8 protein-coding genes are annotated in these 17,542 nt (G+C 46.3%); 4 read left to right on the top strand and 4 right to left on the bottom strand.

Annotated features, from left to right (window positions below):
• The first annotated feature begins 85 nt into the window (after positions 1-85).
• Positions 86-760: a tRNA (guanosine(37)-N1)-methyltransferase TrmD gene (gene trmD / locus ACPYIV_RS03005; protein ID WP_293739760.1), complete on the top strand. Its 675-nt coding sequence runs from the start codon at positions 86-88 to the stop codon at positions 758-760.
• A 7-nt stretch (positions 761-767) separates the two neighbouring features.
• On the opposite strand, the gene ACPYIV_RS03000 is transcribed toward trmD, so the two are convergent.
• Positions 768-1,646 (bottom strand): DUF5032 domain-containing protein, encoded by an 879-nt coding sequence (locus tag ACPYIV_RS03000; protein ID WP_301705026.1) that lies wholly within the window; start codon positions 1,644-1,646, stop codon positions 768-770.
• A 205-nt stretch (positions 1,647-1,851) separates the two neighbouring features.
• On the opposite strand from ACPYIV_RS03000, the gene xyl3A reads away from it, so the two are divergent.
• A complete protein-coding gene (xyl3A, locus tag ACPYIV_RS02995) occupies positions 1,852-4,458 on the top strand; it encodes a xylan 1,4-beta-xylosidase (protein WP_293731986.1) in 2,607 nt (868 codons plus the stop codon).
• Between the two features lie 77 nt (positions 4,459-4,535).
• On the opposite strand, the gene ACPYIV_RS02990 is transcribed toward xyl3A, so the two are convergent.
• Entirely contained in the window at positions 4,536-5,510 is a 975-nt protein-coding gene (locus ACPYIV_RS02990) for a type I phosphomannose isomerase catalytic subunit (protein ID WP_425885460.1), read from the bottom strand.
• 83 nt (positions 5,511-5,593) lie between these two features.
• A complete protein-coding gene (locus tag ACPYIV_RS02985; protein WP_425885458.1) occupies positions 5,594-7,603 on the bottom strand; it encodes an alpha amylase C-terminal domain-containing protein in 2,010 nt (669 codons plus the stop codon).
• A gap of 1,026 nt (positions 7,604-8,629) precedes the next feature.
• On the opposite strand from ACPYIV_RS02985, the gene ACPYIV_RS02980 reads away from it, so the two are divergent.
• Positions 8,630-10,951 (top strand): cation:proton antiporter, encoded by a 2,322-nt coding sequence (locus ACPYIV_RS02980; protein ID WP_425885456.1) that lies wholly within the window; start codon positions 8,630-8,632, stop codon positions 10,949-10,951.
• Positions 10,952-11,067: 116 nt separating this feature from the next.
• On the opposite strand, the gene ACPYIV_RS02975 is transcribed toward ACPYIV_RS02980, so the two are convergent.
• On the bottom strand, positions 11,068-13,131 hold the full coding sequence (locus ACPYIV_RS02975) for a glycoside hydrolase family 2 protein (RefSeq protein ID WP_293732009.1): 2,064 nt from the start codon (positions 13,129-13,131) through the stop codon (positions 11,068-11,070).
• A 210-nt stretch (positions 13,132-13,341) separates the two neighbouring features.
• Here ACPYIV_RS02975 and ACPYIV_RS02970 point away from each other — a divergent pair, with 210 nt between their 5' ends.
• Positions 13,342-17,388: a hybrid sensor histidine kinase/response regulator transcription factor gene (locus ACPYIV_RS02970; RefSeq protein ID WP_425885454.1), complete on the top strand. Its 4,047-nt coding sequence runs from the start codon at positions 13,342-13,344 to the stop codon at positions 17,386-17,388.
• Positions 17,389-17,542 lie beyond the last annotated feature (154 nt).

The raw sequence follows: 17,542 nt of genomic DNA, 5'->3' as shown, positions 1-17,542 counted from the left end.
TCAATTCAAAGAATGCCCGCACTTTATATTTTGCGGACTACTATAAATCTCCTACCTTTGCACCACAAATCTGAAATATAATTTTATGCGCATAGATATACTGACCGTACTTCCTGAGATGATCGAGGGAATGGTAAACTGCTCCATTGTGAAACGGGCACAAGACAAAGGTTTGGCAGAAATACATTTACATAATCTGCGGGATTACACAACCAACAAATGGCGGCGTGTAGACGATTATCCTTTCGGGGGCGAAGCCGGCATGGTGATGCAGATCGAACCCATCGACCGGGCCATCTCGGCTTTGAAAAGCGAAAGGGAGTATGATGAAGTAATTTACACATCGCCGGATGGGGAAACTTTCAACCAGCCGATGGCAAACAGTATGTCGATGCTGGACAATCTGATTATCCTTTGCGGGCATTATAAAGGAATTGACTACCGCATCCGCGAACATCTGATAACAAAGGAAATATCCGTCGGCGATTATGTCCTGACAGGAGGTGAACTGGCTGCCGCCATCATTACGGATGCGGTCGTACGCCTTATTCCCGGAGCGATCGGCGACGAACAAAGCGCCCTCTCCGACTCGTTCCAGGATGACTTGCTGGCCCCTCCGGTCTATACACGGCCGGCCGATTATAACGGTTGGAAAGTGCCCGAAGTCCTTTTGTCCGGACATCAACGCAAGATTGAAGAATGGCGCCTCGGGCAGGCTCAGGAACGGACTGCCCGGCTACGCCCCGATTTATTGAAGTAGATCGTTTTTACTTCTGCTCTACCACGAAATTATAGATAAACGTATATTCATACGTGTTATTTTCCGCAGTAGCGCCATTCACAGGGTTGATCTTTTCTTCAACCGTCATGCCTGTGATATAATCGCCGGTCAATGTATAGCGGAATGTGTATTCGGCACAGATATCCGTTGCTTCGGAGACATAATACCAATAAGCGCGGGTCGGCAGATTCAGATTCATCTTCCCATACATCAGGTTGATTGGGGAAATCATGTCGAAGCCGACCGGCTGGAATGAGTTTACAACCCGGAAAGGGAAGTTATCCGGACGCAGTTGCGAGTCGTACTCGTACGTGATCTCTTTCTGAGGCAAGTAAGCGTAATGTACTATGTTTCCATTTTCCCATGAATAACGGTCCACCTCACCCAATTCTCTTGTCTGATATCCCGAACCGTTCTCGTTCGGCCACCGGATAATCTGCGAAACCGATTTCAACCAGTTGGAGTTGTAAGTATAACTACTTTCCGTTGCCGTATATACAGCGTTACTCATATACTTATTTTCAGACTTTTCCTCCTTTGTGGCAATTATATTCCCGCTCAACTTATAAACCGTATGAACAAAGGGATTTGTCAAAGAGCCGTTATCCATCTTCACACCGCTCACGGAAATCGTCTTGTCTACTATTATATAATTATCGGTATATTGGTTTCCACCCATATTCAGCACAATCCGGTTGATTTGTTTGTCCTGATCGTACGTAATATCCGCATTAAAGAAAGTATTTCCGTTTTTTGTACAGGTGACGTTCGTTAGCTTATTCAACTCGGGAACATACGGCTTATCATCATCTCCACAAGACACAAGTCCTACCGCTATCAAAAGCATACTTAAAAATTTCTTCATCTCTCTTTCTTTTTATTATTCGATCTTACAAAAATAGGACATTTGCTAAAATAACGGACGAAGTAACCTATTTTAAGTAATTCTACTTGAAGAAATGCAAGTAAACCATTAGTTTTGCAACATAATTTATCACAATAAATAGCTAATAACAAACATCTTACAATAAGATAAAACGTAAAGTATACAATATCTAAAATTTAATAACATGAGAATGAAACATCTGACGGTGGCAGCACTTACATTATGGCTGTCTGTTTCTTGTAGTCAAAGACAAGAAGATTTTCCGTTTCGCAACCCCGATCTCCCTATCGACGAACGTATAGACGACCTCTTGAAGCGTCTGACTGCCGAAGAGAAAGTCGGACAAATGATGAACACGACTCCGGCAATCGAACGCCTCGGCATTCCCGAATATGATTGGTGGAACGAAGCCTTGCATGGCGTCGCACGTGCCGGAAAAGCAACTGTTTTTCCACAGGCGATCGCGATGGCGGCAACTTTCGATGACGACGCCCTGCACGAGACATTCACAATGGTGAGTGATGAAGCCCGTGCCAAATACCATCAGTATCAGAGAGATAAAGAGTACGATCGCTATAAAGGCTTAACCTTCTGGACTCCGAATATCAACATCTTCCGTGATCCCCGCTGGGGCCGTGGCATGGAAACCTATGGAGAAGATCCATACCTGACTGAACGGATGGGCATTGCCGTAGTGAAAGGTTTGCAGGGAGACGATCCGAAATACTTCAAGACACATGCTTGCGCCAAGCATTATGCAGTCCATAGCGGGCCTGAATGGAACCGTCACGAGTTTGACGTCACGGTGACGCCCCGTGATTTATGGCAGACCTACTTGCCTGCATTCGAGGCATTGGTGAAAGAAGGAAATGTACAGGAAGTCATGTGTGCCTACAACCGCTATCAAGGCAAGCCCTGTTGCAGCAGCGACAAACTGCTCATCGACATCCTTCGCAACAGCTGGGGATATGAAGACATCATCCTTTCCGACTGCGGCGCGATCAACGACTTCTGGCAACGGGACGAACGTACGCCCCGCCACGAGACACATCCCGATGCGGAAAGCGCATCTGCCGATGCCGTCCTGAACGGAACGGACCTGGAATGCGGCAATAGCTACCGGGCTTTAGTCAAAGCCCTGAAAGACGGGAAGATATCCGAACAGGATCTGGATGTTTCACTCCGCCGCCTGCTGAAAGGACGTTTCGAACTGGGTATGTTCGATCCGGACGAACGGGTTCCTTATGCACAAATCCCCTACAGTGTGGTGGAAAGCCCCGAACATGTGGCACAAGCACTCGAAATGGCACATAAGAGCATGGTGTTGCTGAAAAACAAGAACAACACGCTGCCGTTGAGCAAAACGATCCGGAAAATTGCGGTTGTCGGTCCGAATGCAGCCGACTCGACCATGCTTTGGGCGAACTATAACGGCTTCCCGACGCATACCGTAACGATACTGGAAGGTATCCGCAACAAAGTACCCGATGCAGAAATAATCTACGAACTGGGATGTAATCATGCCGCCGACTTCGTAATCCAGGACCTGGGCAACAACATCACTTCCACTGCCGGACAAGGATTTGCTTCGGAGTTCTTCAACAATACGGAATTTAAGGGCGAAGCTGCTTACAAAGGTTTAGCAAACCAGTTGCATTATACGACAGGCGGAAATACGCAGTTTGCACCGAATGTAAACCTGACGAACTTCACAGCACGTTTCACCGGCGAGTTTGAAGCACCCGAAACGGAACAGGTCGAGATCAAGATATCAGGGAATGACGCTTTCCGCCTCTTTGTCGGAGATGAAAAAGTAGCCGAAGTATGGGAAAACGAATACGGGGCGGAAAAGACGTATATACTGAATGCGGAAAAGGGAAAGAAATATCCCGTCAAGATCGAGTATATGCAACGTACAGGCAGCGCCGACCTCAATTTCCAGATCGGCACACGGCGCCCGGTCGATTTTGCCGCCACGGCTACCAAAGTTAAAGATGCGGATGTGATTGTCTATGTCGGAGGCATTTCTCCCCGCCTGGAAGGTGAAGAGATGCCGGTCAACGTGGAAGGTTTCAAGAAAGGCGACCGCACCAATATCGAAATACCGAAAGTACAGCAAGAAATGGTAAAAGCGCTGAAAGCGACGGGTAAACCGGTCGTTTACGTACTTTGTACGGGAAGCGCCCTGGCTCTGAATTGGGAAGACGCCAATATCGATGCGATTCTGAATGCGTGGTATGGCGGACAGGAAGCCGGAACAGCAGTTGCCGACATTCTGTTCGGCGACTACAACCCGTCAGGACGTCTGCCGATCACATTCTATAAATCGATCGACCAGTTGCCGGGTTTCGAAGATTATAGCATGAAAGGCCGCACGTATCGTTATATGACCGAAACACCACTTTACCCGTTCGGATACGGTCTGAGCTACACGAACTTTGCTTATCAGAATGCAAAGCTGTCTTCCGGCAGGATTGCCAAAGACCAGTCTGTCACGCTGACATTCGACATTGCCAACACCGGCAAAATGGATGGTGATGAAGTCGCACAAGTCTACATCAAGAACCCGAATGATCCGGAAGGGCCGGTCAAGGCGCTGAAAGCATTCGTGCGTGTCCACGTAAAAGCCGGCGATAGCCAGGAAGTCAACATCGAACTGACTCCCGAAGCCTTCCACTCTTTCAACGACAACACGCAAACGATGGAAGTCCGCTCCGGAAAATACCAGATACTTTACGGCGGTTCATCCGACGACAAGACCTTGCAAAAATTAGAGGTGACAATCGAATAAAAAACAAACGCCGCAGGTCTCTCCGGATGATCCGGAAAACCTGCGGCATTTTATCTATTCCACAACCCTATAGGTTGTTATCCGATATACGTTTCCATAAACTTAGCACCCGGAACCGGTGAAATCGTTACAACATCCGTATCAGCCGGGATCAAAACCGTCTGCCCCTGATGTACATAAATTTCATTGCCTTTATTATCACGGATGGATGCTTTCCCCTCCATACAGATATAAACGACGAAAGAATCCAGATCGGAGAAATCACGCACCATGATCGTATCGATATCCAACAAATTAGTTGTAAAATACTTACAATCTGCAAGCTCTACAGTCGCATTCGTATGCGCTTTGTAATGGGTACGGTAATCCGGATACAAGGTATAATCGATCGCATCTTTTGCCAGTTCGGTATGCAATTCGCGGCCCTTACCGTCCGGTCCTTTGCGGTCGTAATCATAGATACGGTAGGTAATATTGCTCGTCTGCTGGATTTCAGCAATGAAACAACCGGCACCGATCGCATGCACACGGCCTGCAGGCAAGAAAAACACATCACCCGGATTCACCTCGTAACGCTGTAGCACATCCATGATCGTATTGTCCTCGACACGTTTCACATATTCATCCGCATCGATCTGTTTTGAAAAACCGGAATATAAGCCAGCACCTTTTGCTGCATTGATCACATACCACATCTCTGTCTTTCCGAAAGAATTGTGGCGTTCCTTTGCCAACTCGTCGTTCGGATGGACCTGGATAGACAAATCATCACGTGCATCGATAAACTTGATCAGTAAGGGAAACGTAGAGCCGAATTGTTCAACCACCTTTTTCCCCAACAGTTCTTTGCCATACGTACGGATCAGTTCGTCCAGCGTTTTACCTTCGAGTGCACCATTATCTACAACAGAATAATTACCTTCCACATGTGAAAGTTCCCAACTTTCACCGATACCATCCTGTACCGGAGTGATGCCCTTAAACGGGCAGATATCAGAGCCTCCCCAGATAATCTTCTTGAGGATAGGCTTAAATGTCATAGGATATAACATATTTGATTTATGATTTATAATTTATCAGATTTATGATTTATGATTTATGATTAGTGATCAACGCATAAATCATAAATCATAAATTATTTCGCTTTCCTCAGTACAACAGCGCTACGTGCCGGAATGTATAATTTGAGCCATTCTTTTTTATCTTTTTTATACAATGGGTCAAATTGTGTGAAATGGCGAATGGAATCATCCGCAAGTCCAAAACCCCCGAAACGGGTGGCATCGGTATTTAACATCACTTCATATTCGCCCCTCGGCACCAGGAAGCCGTAATCGGCAAACGATTTTGTCGGATTGAAATTGAATACGAATACCAGGTTTTTCCGCATATAAGCCAAAATCTGATCGCCGTCGTTATCCCATACTTTCTGTATCGGAGTGGACTGGAAGTTCTTCACGCTACGGATCATCTCCAGCATTTCGCGATCGAAATCGCCCAAGAAATGATATTTCAAATCCATATTATCGACCAGATTCCATTGGCGGCGTGCATACTTATGCGACCAGCCATTTCCTTCGCGCGGGAAGTCGATCCACTCCGGATGGCCGAATTCATTTCCCATAAAGTTCAGATAGCCTCCGTTGATGGTGGAGGCCGTAACCAGACGGATCATTTTATGCAAAGCCACACCACGTTCCACCATAAAATTATGGTCGTCTTTCTGCATATGCCAATACATATCAGCGTCAATCAGGCGGAAGATGATTGTCTTGTCGCCCACCAAAGCCTGGTCATGACTTTCAGCATAGCTGATTGTCTTCTCATCGGCACGGCGGTTCGTTGTCTCCCACCAGATGGAAGAGGGATGCCAGTCTTCGTCTTTTTTCTCCTTAATCGTCTTGATCCAGTAATCGGGGATATTCATTGCCATACGATAGTCGAAGCCATAACCGCCATCTTCATACTTAGCTGCCAATCCAGGCATTCCACTTACTTCTTCGGCAATCGTAATCGCATTTTTATTAACTTCGTGGATAAGCTTATTAGCCAATGTCAGGTATGCAATAGCATCTCCATCCTGATGACCGTTAAAATAATCACCATAATTGCAAAATGCTTCGCCCAGTCCATGACTATAGTAAAGCATCGAGGTTACCCCGTCGAAACGGAAACCATCGAATTTATATTCATCTAACCAGAACTTGCAGTTCGACAAAAGGAAATGAAGCACTTCATTCTTTCCATAGTCGAAACATAGCGAATCCCATGCCGGATGCTCACGACGCGTTCCACCCAGAAAATATTGCGTATAAGACCCGTCAAAACGTCCGAGTCCTTCTACTTCGTTCTTAACTGCGTGGCTATGGACGATATCCATAATCACGGCGATCCCCAGACTATGAGCATCGTCTATCAACTGTTTTAACTCTTCGGGCGTACCGAAACGGGAAGATGCGGCAAAAAAGCTGCTGACATGATAACCGAACGAGCCATAATAAGGATGTTCCTGGATAGCCATGATCTGAATGGCATTATACCCTTCCTTTGCAATACGGGGCAACACGATACGGCGGAACTCGTCGTAACTGCCGACCTTCTCTTCATTCGAAGCCATACCGATATGGCATTCATAAATCAGCAAAGGAGATACATTAGGCTTGAACCGCTTATGTTTAAACACATACGATTTCTCGGGATTCCAGACTTGCGCGCTGAAAATTTTGGTATTTTCATCCTGAACGACACGCCGTATCCATGCAGGAATACGTTCCCCGCTGCCTCCTTCCCACTCGACCAAAAGTTTGAAGAGGTCTTCATGATGCAGCAAATCTTCTGCAAGCGTGATCTCCCAAATGCCATTACCCAACCGTTGCAATTTATACCGGTCGTCTTTCTCCCATCCGTTGAAAGTTCCGATCAGGTATATAGCGGTAGCATTGGGCGCCCACTCACGAAATACCCATCCATTCTTTGTCTTATGCAACCCGAAGTAAAGATATCCGGAGGCCATTTCCGACAACGTCTGTTTACCGTTACCCGTCAGGCTTTTCTCCTTGTTTACTACGTATTGGTACCTTCCTTCTATTGCCTCCTTATAGGGGGCCAGCCAAGGGTCATTCTTTATTAGATTTAGCGACTCCATGATTTTTTGAGATTGGTTTCGCACAAAGATAGAAGAAAAAACTCACATATATACAAAAAGTCCGGATACTTTCCTATTTTCAAAAGATATAAACTTTCCATTTGCCTTCATTTCCCTATGGCAACCACACCAAAATCCCATAAAAATCTGACAATATCCCTCCTTAAAACAAAGATTTATAATAAATCATTGGTTCTTAACGCCATACCAAAACCTGTTGTTTGTTAAAAAATATTACCCTTGCTACTAATTTGAATTATATGGGGTAGAAAATCAAATTAGATGCGATAGTAGTTTCGATTTGGACCAATAGCTTTTTTCACCATAATACAATAAGGGGTGAAAAAAGCCGTATCAAAGAAAAAGCACCTTTACCAATCAATCATTTTACTACAAAAACAGGCTGTTTGCTATCAATTTATTTCATTTTACTCATTTTCATCGACACGTATATTCCTATTGTTATACCTTTTAGCCTAAAAGCCACTTGTTTTTGCATCTTTTCCGGGAAATCATCTAAATGATTTTTCAAATGTTCTCAATGGTTTTGGAAAATCATTGAGATGTTTTCGGGAAACCATACAGATGAATTTGGAAAATCATTGAGATGATTTTACCAGACGAACCGGAATAAAAGAAAAAAGGATGCGTAAAAGACAACCGAAAGGCCTTTGAATACAATTTTAACACCTCAAAAGCCTTACAGGGAAGACCTTTTATGATTGACATCTTGACGGAAATCCATCCTTTAAACTTACATTCCTATTTATTTCTTATGCATCATTCCGTTTTTCAAGCAACAGAAACAAACTTTCAGGTGATTCAGTATACAAAGTGACAATCGCTTCCCCTGTTTCCTTGTTCTATTTGTAACCACCCCGACGAATGGACGTATACAGACGAACCTAAAGAAGGCAAATCTGACATTCTGCAAAAAAACAAAATCGCCAATAAAATTTCTCATTACACAGGGAGCTATATTAATTCCTTTTCTTATTTTTGCAAAAAACCGTTTAAAGATAGCAGATGAGTAAGGGAACAAAAAGCATAGCCTTCTATTTGATGATGATTCTGGTCTTTGGCTCACTCATGTATTTCATAGTCAAAGAAGGAGAAAGCCGGCAGGTCGACACGGCTATCCAATCGATGCAAAACGCCCCCCGGGATATGGGCGAAGGGTTCTTTGTGTTCTGGGATTCGGTCACTCATCATATCCAATCTTCAATCGGAATACTCCTTCTGCAAATCATTACCATATTGATCGTCTGCCGCCTGTTCGGCTGGATGTTCCAGAAGATCGGGCAACCAACGGTTATCGGTGAAATAGTAGCCGGTGTCGTACTCGGACCGTCCGTGCTCGGCCATCTCTTGCCGGGAGTATCCGCATTTCTCTTTCCACTTGATTCGTTAGGCAATATTACCCTATTAAGTCAATTCGGCCTGATCCTTTTTATGTTTGCCATCGGTATGGAACTGGATATCGGAGAAGTCCGGAAGAAGCTGAAAGAGACCATCCTGATCAGCCATACCAGCACGATCGTCCCGTTTTTCTTCGGCATGCTGACAGCCTATTATGTCTATGAATCATACGCCCATAAAGGGACGCCGTTCATATCTTTCGCCCTGTTTATCGGGATTGCCATGAGCATCACGGCCTTTCCTGTGCTGGCCCGTATTATCCAGGAAAAAGGATTGACTAAAACACATTTGGGCACGATTTCACTGGCAAGCGCCGCCAATGGAGATATTACCGCCTGGTGTTTGCTGGCTGTCGTGATTGCCATCGCCCAGGCCGGCAGTATGCTGAGTGCCGTTTACAATATATTATTCTCCATCCTGTATATCCTCTTTATGTTTTTTGCCGTACGTCCTTTTTTACGGATGATCGGGCATATATACCATAATAAAGAGGTGATCGATAAAGCGCTGGTCGCCCTGATGTTCCTGTTGCTGATCGTCTCCTCCTACTTTACCGAGATATTAGGATTACATGCTCTTTTCGGCGCCTTTATTGCGGGTGTAGTCATGCCGGGGAACATCAAATTCCGCAAGATCATGACGGAGAAGGTGGAGGATGTGTCATTGGCGCTATTCTTGCCGCTTTTCTTCGTTTCGACCGGACTGCGTACGGAGATCGGTTTGCTGAACACACCGGAACTTTGGGTGATGTGCGGAATCTTCATCATAGTGGCAATTATCGGGAAATTCGGAGGCGCCATGTTCTCCGCCCGTTTTGTCGGTGAAAGCTGGAAAGACAGTCTTTATATCGGAGCCTTAATGAATACGCGCGGTTTGATGGAGCTGGTCGTGCTGACGATCGGCTATGAGATGAAGATATTACCGCCTTCCATTTTCGTCATGTTGGTTCTGATGACATTGGTCACGACCTTTATGACGACTCCGTTGGTTTCTTTCATTAAATTTTGCTTCAAGACTCGCGACAAGATTAAAGAACATCAGATCTATGCAGAACCGACCATCGGGGCATTTAAGGTACTGCTCTCATTCGGACGTGCCGGAAACGGACAGATCATGCTCGATGTCGCCCACCAGATGTTTGCCCGCGGGAAAAACAAACTGGATCTGACGGCGCTTCACCTGACTGTCGGTTCGGATGTCAATCCCTTGCATACGGATAACTTTGAAGAGGTTAGCTTCGGCCCGATTCTATATGGCGCCAAAAAGTTAGGCATGCATATCCATACGCGCTACGAGGTGTCGAACAACGCCGGACAGGATATTTGCGACATCGTCAACAACGAAGGATTCGACTTCCTGCTGGTCGGTTCCGGTATCTCCATGAGCGACTCGCCGGACGATATTGCGGCCACCCGCTACCGTACTTCTTTCTACAACCGTTATTTCAAACGCTTCAAAGCTCCCGAATCCTGGTTTTATCCCGGTGCGTTGCTGAAAGACAAGACAAAGATGTTTATCGCCCGCAGCAATTGCGCCGTCGGCGTGTTCATCAACCGCAATTTCGTCAAGGCCTCCAATGTATTGGTCATCATCAGCTCCGAAGAAGACCTCTTCCTGCTTGACTATACAAGGACATTGCTGAAGACGACTCACGGTTCTGTCGGTATCGTCAACAAGGCAAGCACGACAACACCCGGATACGACAAGATCATCGAAGCGATCGAAGAATTTACGGCCACTGTCCCGCAAGCAAACCTGTTGCCGGAGAAAGACCTGACACCCGGTTTGTTCAACGGTTACAACTTCATGCTGATCAGCTACGACACCTGGAACGATGTATCCGAACACCGTAAAGAAGCCCTTCAAAGAATGCCGTCGACATTGATTTTGAGCAAGAATCATGTTGGAACCCGCAACATGGGAGTGTAAAAGGTGTGGAGATGGAAAAAGTCACTAAAACAGCCTGATTTCCCCAAATGGGATCAGACTCGCTTTAGTGACTTTTACAGCCAAGGTCAGGTATATTAAATTAGTATGTTGTCTTTTTATTCGAATCCGGCATGTACCCCTTTGATGGAAAAGGAATCTGCTTCCCGTTTTTTCTCGCCGGTGTACATCCATTCGATGGCATCTTCATACGTCTTGCCGTCTTTGAGAACGACAGTCTTCACGACGTTCTTTCCGTCTGCCAGGGTGACATTATCTATAATATAATGTACATCAGTATAACCTTTATGGATGCCGGATAGTTCTTTGCCGTTCAGGAAAATTTTCGGTTCGCCGATATTTGAATAGACGGTGATGGAAGTTACTTTCTTCTCACGATCCACATTACGGCGTTGCGTCAGGTACAGGACGGGATCTTCACTCCAGTTGGCCTTGTACCAGAAATAAGAATCTTTCTTCGTCTTGCGGTCGAAGGTCACCATGCCCTTCATATTACGGGCGGGAAGGTCGCCACGGTTTGCCAGCGGGGTGGCGAAATCGAACGTGTTCCACAGATAAGAAGCGATGATATACGGATGCTTCGCGATCACGCTCCACTGGTATTCGTGCGTCTTCGTCTGGAAAGTTTCCGGATAGAACGGCTTCGTCCAGTTCAGCGAATTGTCTAAGTATTCGGTTTGGTGGGCCAGGTTAGCGTCCGCCCCATACTCCGTCAACATCAGTTTCTGGTCAGGATAGTTCTTTTCCAGGCCTTCCACCCACGGTTCGATATCCTGCAATTTCTTTTCATACCAGCCGAAATAGCGGTTCATGCCCTGGATGTCGGCATTCAGGTTGACCGGATGCTCCATGTGCCCGTAACCGTTTACGGAAACGGTATAGCGATCGGGATCTTCCGTCTTTGCCAGGTCATGCAGGGACTGTGTCAGTTCCTTTGTATATTCGTGCGGATGATAGACTTCGTTATGTAACCCCCAAACATAAATGGACGGGTGGTTGAAACTCTGGCGGATCAGTTCGCGGAGCTGGTTACGGGCGTTCTCGGCCTCCTGCCCGGAGACACGGTTCACAAAAGGTATCTCCGCCCAGATGATCAATCCCAAGCTGTCGCAGCGTGAATACAGGTAGTCCGACTGCTGGTAATGGGCAAAGCGGACGGTCGTCGCGCCTATATCCATAATAGTCGCCAGGTCGAAGTCATGGTTTTCATTCTTCAACGCGCTCCCCAGCCCCCACCAGTCCTGATGGCGGGTAACGCCGTACATCGGATATTTCTCGCCATTCAGGTAGAAACCATCGCCGGCAACGATCTCGTATTTGCGCAGGCCCAATGGTTGCACCACTTCGTCGATCACCTTTCCGTCCCGGATCAGGCGGCTCACCACCTTATATAAATAAGGATTCTTGCGCCCCTGCCACAATGTAGGATTCTTGATCTTGAAATCAGCTTCGAACGACTGTACGCCTTGTGCCGTGAGATCGAACGAGCGGCTCTGGGTTGCGACCTGTTTCCCCTCCTGGTTATAAATCGTATTCTGCAACGTGAGCGAAGCCGGTTGCAGGGTCCCGTTGTCCAACTTCACCTTTACTTTTACATCCGCCTGCTTTTTGGAGACATTCTTCTGGGTGATGTAGACGCCGGAAGAGGCGCAATCGGTCACACAGATAGTATAGGGCTCCGTCATAATCAGCCAAACCGGACGGTACATTCCGCCGTAAACGCCGAAAAGCACATGGTTGATCGGGATCACATCCGGACGCGACGCGTTGTCGGCTTTCACGATAATCTCATTATCCGCTCCCGGTTTCAACAGCGTGCCTATCTCGCAGGAGAAGGCGGAATAGGCGCCTTTATGGGTGGTGGCAAGCGAACCGTTCACATACACTTCCGTAACAGCTCCCACACCTTCGAACCGGAGAAACACGCGTTTCCCTTTCATTTCGGCAGGGAAGAAATATTGTTTCTTATAGTAGGCAGGCCCTTCATAGAAATTATCGTACTGCACCTGCATGTCTTTTGCATTCCATGTGTGGGGAATCTCGACTTCCTGCCATCCACTCTCCCATTTCGGCGCATTAACAGCCAATTCCTTGCCCACCGGCGCTTTTTTAAATACCCAGCCGCTATTGAACGACTCGACAATCCGGCCTTCAGCCTGCATCACCAAACTGAAACAGGCCAACAATAAGGTTAAACTCAATACTCGTTTATTCATGATGTTTTAATTGATTGAATTGCAAAAATAGAATTATCAACTTGTTCCACCGTGTAAAATCATCTCAATCCTGTTTAAGATCGTCTCTAAATCATTATCTTTGCAGTGTAGAGACACACGGCCGTGCTTCTCTACACGTAAATCATGAAACTACGGATGATAAAAAGATTCTATACCCTGCTAACACTCTATTGGGTTATGCTATATGCAGCCCCGGCATATAGCATAAATTTCTTCTTCTCCCATCTGGGAGTAGAAGACGGCCTGTCGCAAGTTTCCGTGCTTGATATTTTTCAGGATTCGGACGGCTATATTTGGTTCGGGACGCGCAATGGTGCAAACCGCTATGACGGGTATGAATTTGTCACCTATCAGAATGAAGTAAACAACAACGCAACTTTAACGGACAACTACATCCGGGGATTTGCCGAAGACGGCAAGAAAAATATCTGGATCGCGACATCGAACGGGATAAACTGCATCGATTATAAAACCAAGAAGATCACCCGCTTCTATCCCATGAGTATCAATAACGAATGTACAAGCAACGTCATCAACCGTTTATTCAAACATTCGGATGGTAATGTCTATGCCTTCTGCAACCAGTGCGTATTCAAATGCAGCACGGATCGAACTGTCGAAACGGTCCTTCCAGACACCGCAATCTCTTCCCCGATATATTCCGTAGCACAAGCTCCGGATGAGGATATTTACGTCGGTACGGAAAGCAGCGGTTTGTATATCTATTCCGGGAACTGGAAACTGAAACAGCAAGTGCCGGTCAAAGGTACTATCGCGTCCATACAGCCAGACAGCAACGGAGATATATGGCTCGGAACGGATGAAACCGGAGTTTGCCTTTTCAACAAAGAAAAACAGACTTTTACCTGGTTGAACAAAGACAATACCGATCTCAGTAATAACTCGATACGGACATTCGTGTCCTATAACGACAGTTCCATTCTGGTCGGAACTTTCCGGGGTTTGAATATTCTGGATAAAAAGAACCTCACCATCGCTCCGGCAGATATCAATATTGCCGGAAAAGGAGGATTGAGCCATTATTCCATCCACAGTATGCTGATCGACAAAGACCAGACACTCTGGATCGGGACCTATTCGGCGGGAGTCAACTATCACAGTCCTTTTTACAGGCCGGCATCTTATATCACGCCAAACGAATATGCCGGCATCATCGGCAAAGGGCAGCAAGACAGCAACGGGAATATGTGGTTTGCCACAGAAGGTGCGGGGCTGTTTTACTATAATCCGGAAAACGGACAGCAACAACTTTATCCCATCAAACCTCTTCATGAAGGGAATTATGAGATTAATATTATCAAATCGATCCTGATACAAGGAGACTCGATCTTATGTTCCACCCATTTCGGCTCGGTCTATTTGTTTTCCATCCGGAACAAACAGTACAAAAAGCTATATGACTTCGAGCACAACGACATCTTTTCCTTATATATCGACAAAAGTAAACGACTCTGGATACCGACCAACAGCAACCAGGATCTGGTCATGGTCGATAAAGGGAAACAGACCAACCGGTTCATGGCCGACGGCGTCGCCCACTCTTTCAAATGGGTCACTGTGATTCATGAGCTCGAACCGGACCTGTTTTTGTTCGGCACACTGTCCGACAGCCTTTACCTGTATGATATAAAAAGACAAACGGTCCGTAATCTTTTCACCGAACTGCAATCAAATCCCCAGTTTGAAAAGTTAGGGAATATTACGGCTATTACACAAGACAACGAAGGTTATGTCTGGATTGCGACCAACAAAAACGGCCTATACCGCTTGAACCGGAATCTGAAACTGGCTAAACATTACCAGAAAGAGGACGGACTGTCCGAAAGCTATATCAACTCGCTTACGATCGACAAACGTCAGAATATCTGGGTAACGACCGGGAAATCCTTATATAAGCTGAATCGTACGACTGACACTTTTAGCGAAATGAAGATAGCCGATGTTCCGCCTATGGAGTTTACGCGATTTTCGGGCAACAGTCTTTCTTCCGACGGCAGCATCTATTTCCCCGGAGATAAAGGAGTCCTTTTCTTCAACCCGGACAGGATTATGGTTAATCCCAACATTCCGCCCGTATATATCACCTCGCTGATCGTAAACAACGAGAACGATATTACCGGAAACATTGAAAACGGCGATATTACGCTCGGTTCCAACCAGAACAATATCACATTCAGATATACGGCATTGAACTTTATCCATTCCGAACGGAACCAGTATGCCTACAAGCTGGAAGGAGCCGACCCGACCTGGCATACGGTAGGCAACCGGCGGGAGGCTTATTACAGCAACCTGGCTCCCGGTACTTATACGTTCCGGATCAAAGCGTCCAACAACGACAACGTGTGGAACCCGGAAGAGGCTACGCTACGGATCACGATCGATCCTCCTTTCTACAAAACCTGGTGGGCTTACCTTCTATACATGAGTATCATTACATTTATTATTGTAAGAGTCATCCGCTACCAGCACAATAAACATGAAAGGGAACGGGAACTCCGTTACAAGCAGTTGGAACAGGACAAGGTCAACGAATTGCACGAGGAGCGTATGCGTATGTTCACCAACTTCTCACATGAACTGCGAACTCCCTTGACGCTCATCATCAATCCGCTGAACGACTTGATGCAATACGTGTCGTTCTCGCCCGAAATAAAAGAGACGCTCCAACTAATCAAAAAGAACACCGGACGGATGTTGCTCTTAGTCAACAACCTGATGGATATACAAAAATACGAGGCCGGTAAGACGATCTTGCAAAAGACCCGCTTCAATTTTTCCGCTTTTATCCGCGAAATGTATCATTCGTTCGAAAGTGTGGCCAATAACCGGGAGATTGTTTTCACGTTGGACAATGAACTGCCGGAAGTGTATCAGGTTTGTTTCGACGAGGCGGAGATCGAAAAGATTTTCTTTAACCTGCTCTCCAACGCCTTCAAATTCACACCGTCGGAAGGACATGTGACCATTCGTGTCAGTACGATCACGCAAGCGGAATGCGAACTGCTTCCGCACTTCCCGGCTCAATACAACTCCATCCTGGTGGAAGCCAAATACTTGTTCATCGAAGTAATCGACACCGGGAAAGGGTTCAGCGAGCAGGAAACCGAAAAGATTTTCGAACCTTTCTACCGTTCACAAGAAGATATACACCGACAAATTTCAGGGACGGGTATCGGACTCAGCCTGACGCGATCCATCATTTTGCAGCATAACGGTTGCATCTGGACCGAAAGTTCGGAAGCGGCAGGAACGCACTTTATGTTCATTCTTCCCGACACCGAAAAGCAGGAAGAAGGGCAGACGGAAGCCCCTACTTTGTCCAAATCGGCCGAGATCAGCCGGAAATTCGATTTGCTGGTCGAAGAGACTGAAAACAAAAACAAGCAAACGGTCTTGTTGGCCGATGACAACCAGGAAGTGCTTCAATACCTGGAACAACAACTCAGCCTCGACTATATCGTCGTCAAAGCATTCAATGGAAAAGAGGCGCTGGCGATGATCGAGGAGTCATATCCGCATATCGTCATCAGCGACATCATGATGCCTGAAATGAACGGGCTCGAACTTTGCAAACGTATCAAGGAAAACCAAAACTTCTGCCATATACCGGTTATCCTGCTCACCGCCAAATCGATGATATCGCAAATCGAAGAAGGCCTGGATGCCGGCGCAGACGATTATATCGTCAAACCGTTCCAGATATCTTTGCTCAAAGCCCGCATCCGGAACATTCTTTCCCTGCGCGAGAAGATGAAAACGATGTACGGGGAAACGCTTTCCCTCAAACAGCTCGGAGTGGAAGAACCGAAAGAGCACGACGATTTCCTCGCCCGGTATATCGAGATCGTAAAAGCCAATATCTCGAATCCCGAACTCGACGTGTCGGTCATCTATGAGGCATTGGGAATGAGCCGGACTAATTTTTACAGGAAAGTAAAGGCAGTGACCGGCCTCTCTCCCATCGAACTGATCAAAAATATCCGTCTGGAAGCCGGGGCTAAACTCTTAAAAGAGTCGGATATGAACATATCCGAAATAGCCCAGCACATCGGCTTCAGCAGCCGTTCGTATTTTGCCCGTAGTTTTAAGGCGGTCTACGGAATGTCTCCGACGGAATACCAGGAATCAGAATCTCAAAAGCAGGGACGTATGTCTTAAATCTCATCAAAATAAATGTTTTTTAGCACGTTGGAATGTTTTTATCCCCTTTTGGAATAATTTTACTCGCTCTTGGCTTGCATCTTTCATTCTTTTGACACAAAAAACAAATAGGACCGACAGGTCGAGTATTAATTGTTCAATGTGCTAATAA

This window comes from Parabacteroides vesiculifaciens (genome assembly GCF_049860805.1).
Classification (GTDB): domain Bacteria; phylum Bacteroidota; class Bacteroidia; order Bacteroidales; family Tannerellaceae; genus Parabacteroides.
Note: the sequence above shows the minus strand (reverse complement) of the source record. Positions and strands in the feature narration are given on the sequence as shown.